Genomic DNA, 5409 nt, shown 5'->3' on the forward strand with positions numbered 1-5409 from the left:
GGCGCCATCGTTCTCAATGGCGTCACCGTTGGTGCCGGTGCTCTGGTCGCCGCTGGATCCGTGGTCACCAAAGATGTGCCTCCCGGAACCCTGGTAATGGGCTCGCCAGCGGTGGTGAAGCGGGAATTACCGCCTGAGGCGATTGATGAGCAGCGCTGCCATTCCCGGCGCTACGCACAATTGGCGGCATCCCACGCCCAGATCAGGCCTTGAACGCAATCGTCTGATTGCTGCGAATTCGATCAGCTTTCAAGGAAGGTCGTGGGATCAATGGAGAAGTCCGTAAGATCGACGAAACAGATTTCCGTTTTCAAGAATGGTCCGAGTTGCCATCGGTCTGGTCCTCATCCTGGTGATCGTCGGTTACTCGGCCTTCAGCGTGATCACCACGGGCCAAGTTCTGGGTATCGATGCCCGCCTTTTCCTTGTGGTTGCCCCAATCCTGGCCGCTGTCAGCTGGGCTGCTTTCAACATCGGCCGTGCGGCTGTGGGTCAGGTGCAGCTGATGCTCAAGCGCAGCCGCGCCTGATCCAGACAAGCAAGCTTCGTAGGCTGAAGGCTGCTTGATACAGCCGGTTGTCTCAATCTCCCCATGTCAACGTTCTAGGCGCCGGCCTTGCCGGTACTGAGGCGGCTTGGCAAATCGTCCGTGCAGGGGTTACGGTTACCTTGGTGGAGATGCGTCCAATTCGACGCTCCCCTGCGCACCACAGTAGTGATTTCGCTGAACTGGTTTGCAGCAATAGTTTCGGCGCTCTTAGCAGCGACCGTGCTGCGGGTTTGCTGCAGGAGGAACTGCGCAGGCTTGGCTCTTTGGTGATCGGCACGGCCGACACCCACGCTGTGCCGGCGGGTGGAGCATTGGCCGTGGATCGCGGTCGCTACAGCACTGCCCTCACCGAAGCTCTCGACCAGCATCCCCTGGTTACGATTGAACGGCGTGAGCAGCAAGCTCTGCCGCCAGAGAATGAAATCATCGTTCTGGCAACGGGGCCGCTCACGAGTGAACCGTTGGCGGAGGATCTACGCCAGTTCACAGGCCGTGCCGACTGCCACTTCTTTGATGCGGCCAGCCCGATCGTGCATGGGGACAGCATCGATCTGTCGGTGGCCTTCCGCGCCAGCCGCTACGACAAGGGTGATGCGGATTACATCAACTGTCCGATGGACAAGGAGCAGTACCTGGCTTTCCGCCAGGCACTGCTGGAGGCGGAACAGGCGGAACTCAAAGACTTCGACAAAAACAACGCCACCTTTTTTGAAGGCTGCCTCCCGATTGAGGAGTTGGCGCGTCGTGGTGAAGACACCATGCGTTATGGCCCCTTGAAGCCGATCGGGCTCTGGGATCCCCGTTGGGGCGATGTGAACGATCGCGATGTGCGCAGGGCCAAGCGCGCTTACGCCGTGGTGCAGCTACGGCAGGAAGACAAGGACGGTCGCCTCTGGAATCTGGTGGGTTTCCAGACGAACCTCAAATGGGGTGAGCAGAAGCGAGTTCTGCAGATGATTCCCGGGCTGGGCCAGGCGGAATTCGTGCGCTTCGGGGTGATGCACCGCAACACCTTTCTGGAGTCGCCGCAGCTGCTGCAGCCCACCCTGCAGTTCCGCCAGCGCCCCAACCTCCTGGCGGCAGGCCAGATCACCGGAACCGAAGGCTATGCCGCCGCCGTGGCCGGTGGCTGGTTGGCCGGCACCAATGCGGCCCGGCTTGCCCTGGGCCTGGAGCCGATCGATCTGCCTGCTACATGCATGAGTGGAGCACTCACCCATTTCGTCAGCGAGGCACCAACGGCCAAGTTCCAGCCGATGCCCCCCAATTTCGGTCTGTTGCCGGATCTGCCGGAACGAATTCGCGACAAGCGAGCGCGCTATGGCGCCTACCGCGATCGTGCCCTGCAGGATCTGGAGCCGATGCGGGCTTTCCAACCCCAGACCGTGACGGCATGACAACCCCTGCGGAGGCTCGCCGGATCGAACAGCGTTCCCTGCGCTTCGGGGTCGGAGCCAACGCAGTGATGGCATTGGCTGGGTTTTCCGCCCATGTGCTCACCGGATCCTCGGCCCTGCTCTTGGATGGCCTCTATCCGCCGTGTTGGTGGGGTCGTCCTTGATTGCCAGTCGCATCAGCCGCAACGTGGTGCGGCCGCCGGATCGAGCCTGGCCCTATGGCTACGAAGGCCAGGAAGCCCTGTATGTGCTGTTTCGCTCCCTGGTGCTGCTCGGGGTGATCGGCTTTGGTGTCGGCAGCTCTTGCTCCACCTTGATCGATTGGTGGCGGGGGAACAGCATTGCGCCGCTGCATCTGGAGCCGGTGGCGCTTTACACCGCTTTGATGACAGCGCTGCAGCCTCAGGAAAGTCGGGTAATTGATGGGTTGCGCCATCACATCGATGCCCGCTGCAGTGCCGAACTCGGACGCCTGGTGCGCACTGAGGTGATCCTCACGGTGATGCCGCCGATTCACCGCCAAGGTCAAAGGCCGCAGCCGGCCCCTTAGCGTCACCCCCAAAGAAGCGATGCCATGAGCGAGAACCAGCAGTGGGATGCCGTTGTGATCGGTTCCGGCATCGGTGGTTTGGTCACCGCCAGTCAGTTGGCGGCGAAGGGAGCCAAGACCCTCGTCTTGGAGCGGTACCTGATCCCCGGTGGCAGTGGCGGTGCCTTCAAGCGTGGGGGCTACACCTTCGATGTGGGGGCCTCGATGATCTTCGGCTTCGGCAAGAAGGGTTTTACCAACCTGCTCACCCGTGCCCTTGCTGATGTGGGGGAGCACTGTGACACCATCCCCGACCCCGCCCAGCTCGAATACCACATGCCGGGTGGGCTGCGCATCGCAGTGGATCGCGACTACGAGCAGTTCATCGCCGATCTCACGGCGCGGTTTCCGCATGAGGAGAAGGGGATCCGCCGCTTCTATGAGACCTGCTGGCAGGTATTCAACTGCCTTGATGCCATGCCGCTTCTCTCGCTGGAGGATCCGGCTTACCTCACCAAGGTGTTCTTCAAGGCACCACTGGCCTGCTTGGGACTGGCCCGCTGGCTTCCCTTCAACGTCGGAGCGGTCGCCCGCGAGCACATTAAGGACGAGCAGCTGCTCAAGTTCATAGACATCGAATGCTTCTGCTGGTCGGTGATGCCGGCGGATCGCACGCCGATGATCAATGCCGGCATGGTGTTTTCCGATCGGCATGCGGGGGGGATCAACTACCCCAGGGGAGGCGTCGGCGTGATCGCCGAAAAGCTGGTGAAGGGATTGGAACGCCACGGCGGCGCTATCCGCTATAAGGCCCGAGTCACCGAGGTGTTAATCGAGAACGATCAGGCGGTTGGCGTGAAGCTGGCCGATGGCGAGGTCATCCGTTCCAAGCGTGTGATCTCCAATGCCACCCGCTGGGACACCTTCTCGGGAGCGGGTGACGAGCAGCATCGCTCCGCCCAATCCCTGGTGGATGCTGCCCACACCCCCGGCAAGGAGCAGTTCTGGCGTAAGCGTTATGTGCCTTCGCCCTCCTTCCTGTCGCTGCATCTGGGGGTTCGGGCTGATTTGATTCCGGCCGGCACCCACTGCCATCACCTCCTGCTCGAAGACTGGAACCGGATGGAAAACGAGCAGGGGGTGATCTTCGTGTCGATGCCCTCGCTGCTGGATCCGGATCTGGCCCCGGCCGGGCATCACATCGTTCATACCTTTACGCCGTCATCGATGGAGGCGTGGCAAGGGCTGACCCCAAGCCAGTACCGCGAGAAAAAGGAGGCGGATGCGGTACGGTTGATCCAGCGCCTGGAGGCGATTCTGCCCGGCCTCGCCGATGCCATCACCCACAAGGAAATCGGCACGCCCCGCAGCCACCGGCGTTTTCTGGGTCGCTTTCAGGGCAGCTACGGCCCGATCCCTGCGATGCAATTGCCGGGACTACTGCCGATGCCGTTCAACCGCACCGGGTTGAAGAACCTCTACTGCGTGGGTGATTCCTGTTTCCCCGGCCAGGGCCTCAATGCTGTGGCCTTCAGTGGGTTTGCATGCGCCCATCGGGTTGGGGCCGACCTCGGCCTGAACCCCTGGGCGCTGCCGGCCTGATCTTCTGCCTAGCGTGGTCTTCTGTAGGAGTTGGGATGTCGCCTGAGTTTCAGCCGTCGTCGGACGATCTGGCCCGCTACCTTGAGCAAAGGGGTGAGCTGACCAAACCTTGGAATCTGCAGATGTTGCGGCTCAAGAAGCTCAAGGAAGTCAAGGACTCGACGGATCCTCAGCTGTACCTCGAGAAGGTGCAGGAGGCCCATGCCGATCTGATGCGTCTCGGCCAGTTCTGGAAAGGCCGTGAACAGGAGGTGTTTGGTGGCACCTATCAACCGTCTGAACTGATCGAACCGTTGCCGGGTTCTCCGGACGACCGATGACTGGCATCGAACGCTTCGGGCTATCGCCCCTGATCCGCTTCACCTTGCTCAGCCTGTATGGGGCCTTGGTGCTACCCCTGCCTTTGATTGCCCCTGCCGAGTCGTGCTGGCTGATGGTGGCTGGGCTTCTGTTGAGCTTGGTGTTGGTGATCGGTTTGTTGAGTGAACGGGTGGAGACCGATGCCGAGGGAATTCAGGTGCGTTACCCCGCCTGGATCCGTTGGTTGCTGCGCCGGGGGTGGACCATGCGTTGGCAGGACATTCGGGCCTTGGTTCCCGTTGGCACCAGTCAGGGGGGGGCAGTGTATTACGTGAAGGCAGCCGATCTACGCCACCAGCTCTTGCCGCAACGCATCGAGCGCTTTGATCGATTCCTGGAGCTTCTGGCGGCGAACACCACTGTGTCGACCAAGGGCATCGGGCGGCTGACACCGCCTTGGACCTATCAACTGCTGGCTGGATTGGCTGTGGTGATGATTGCCGGTGAACTGCTGACCTCTCTGGCTCTGGCCCAGGGATGGATCAGTTTGCCGGCGGGTTATCCAGGCTGAATCAAGCCAGTTGTGTCAAGGCTTTTGGCCTGTGTTTTTAGGTGTGGCACGCCTGGGCCAAAGTAATTCGAGCTTCCATTCGTGGGGGCATACGCCCGAAAGCTCTGCTTCTCCATTGAGAGGCCAGGAAATAGGGGGATTTCCGGGACATTCAGCATCAGGAGCACAAATGATTTCCTTCTCCTACTTCTGCGCTAAGAGCAAATGCTGTTAGGTTTTTGTTATTCAAGGAAACATCCCCGCCAAGGCGAGTCTGAGGACATTCGCACTAACCCGAACACCTCGTACCGCCTCATAGGCGGATTAATCCCTAATGCGCAAACAATTTGGTCCCGATGGCCTCGGCACCACCGAAAGCCACTCGCATCGAGCGTTCTCGCCTGCTTGCTTGAGCGGCATCCTGCTAATCCCTTGTCTTGCTCTGTCTGCAATCGCACTGCACCAGAGCGAGGGTCAAGCT

General features: G+C 60.7%; 7 protein-coding genes and 1 pseudogene. All 8 read left to right on the forward strand.

Annotated elements, in window-relative coordinates:
- Nucleotides 1–213: pseudogene (locus ACGVJ8_RS05455) on the forward strand (gamma carbonic anhydrase family protein); the annotation flags it as partial.
- Between the two features lie 193 nt (nucleotides 214–406).
- Nucleotides 407–529 carry a photosystem II protein Y gene (locus ACGVJ8_RS05460; protein ID WP_392346159.1) on the forward strand — a complete coding sequence of 41 codons (123 nt, stop codon included), beginning with the start codon at nucleotides 407–409 and terminating at the stop codon, nucleotides 527–529.
- A 47-nt stretch (nucleotides 530–576) separates the two neighbouring features.
- Entirely contained in the window at nucleotides 577–1947 is a 1371-nt protein-coding gene (trmFO, locus tag ACGVJ8_RS05465) for an FADH(2)-oxidizing methylenetetrahydrofolate--tRNA-(uracil(54)-C(5))-methyltransferase TrmFO (protein WP_392346147.1), read from the forward strand.
- Nucleotides 1944–2111 carry a hypothetical protein gene (locus ACGVJ8_RS05470; RefSeq protein ID WP_392346149.1) on the forward strand — a complete coding sequence of 56 codons (168 nt, stop codon included), beginning with the start codon at nucleotides 1944–1946 and terminating at the stop codon, nucleotides 2109–2111. Before trmFO ends, ACGVJ8_RS05470 begins: the two co-directional genes overlap by 4 nt.
- The gene (locus tag ACGVJ8_RS05475) at nucleotides 2096–2497 is read left to right on the forward strand and encodes a hypothetical protein (RefSeq protein ID WP_392346151.1); all 402 of its coding nucleotides are present in this window, start codon (nucleotides 2096–2098) and stop codon (nucleotides 2495–2497) included. The genes ACGVJ8_RS05470 and ACGVJ8_RS05475 overlap by 16 nt, the downstream gene beginning before the upstream one ends.
- Nucleotides 2498–2521: 24 nt before the next feature.
- On the forward strand, nucleotides 2522–4078 hold the full coding sequence (gene crtH / locus ACGVJ8_RS05480; RefSeq protein WP_392346153.1) for a carotenoid isomerase: 1557 nt from the start codon (nucleotides 2522–2524) through the stop codon (nucleotides 4076–4078).
- Between the two features lie 35 nt (nucleotides 4079–4113).
- Complete coding sequence (locus ACGVJ8_RS05485) at nucleotides 4114–4398, forward strand: hypothetical protein (RefSeq protein WP_392346155.1); 285 nt, start codon at nucleotides 4114–4116, stop codon at nucleotides 4396–4398.
- A complete protein-coding gene (locus ACGVJ8_RS05490) occupies nucleotides 4395–4949 on the forward strand; it encodes a hypothetical protein (RefSeq protein WP_392346157.1) in 555 nt (184 codons plus the stop codon). Before ACGVJ8_RS05485 ends, ACGVJ8_RS05490 begins: the two co-directional genes overlap by 4 nt.
- Nucleotides 4950–5409 lie beyond the last annotated feature (460 nt).

The sequence above is a fragment of the Parasynechococcus sp. genome (assembly GCF_042954245.1).
Lineage (GTDB): Bacteria > Cyanobacteriota > Cyanobacteriia > PCC-6307 > Cyanobiaceae > Parasynechococcus.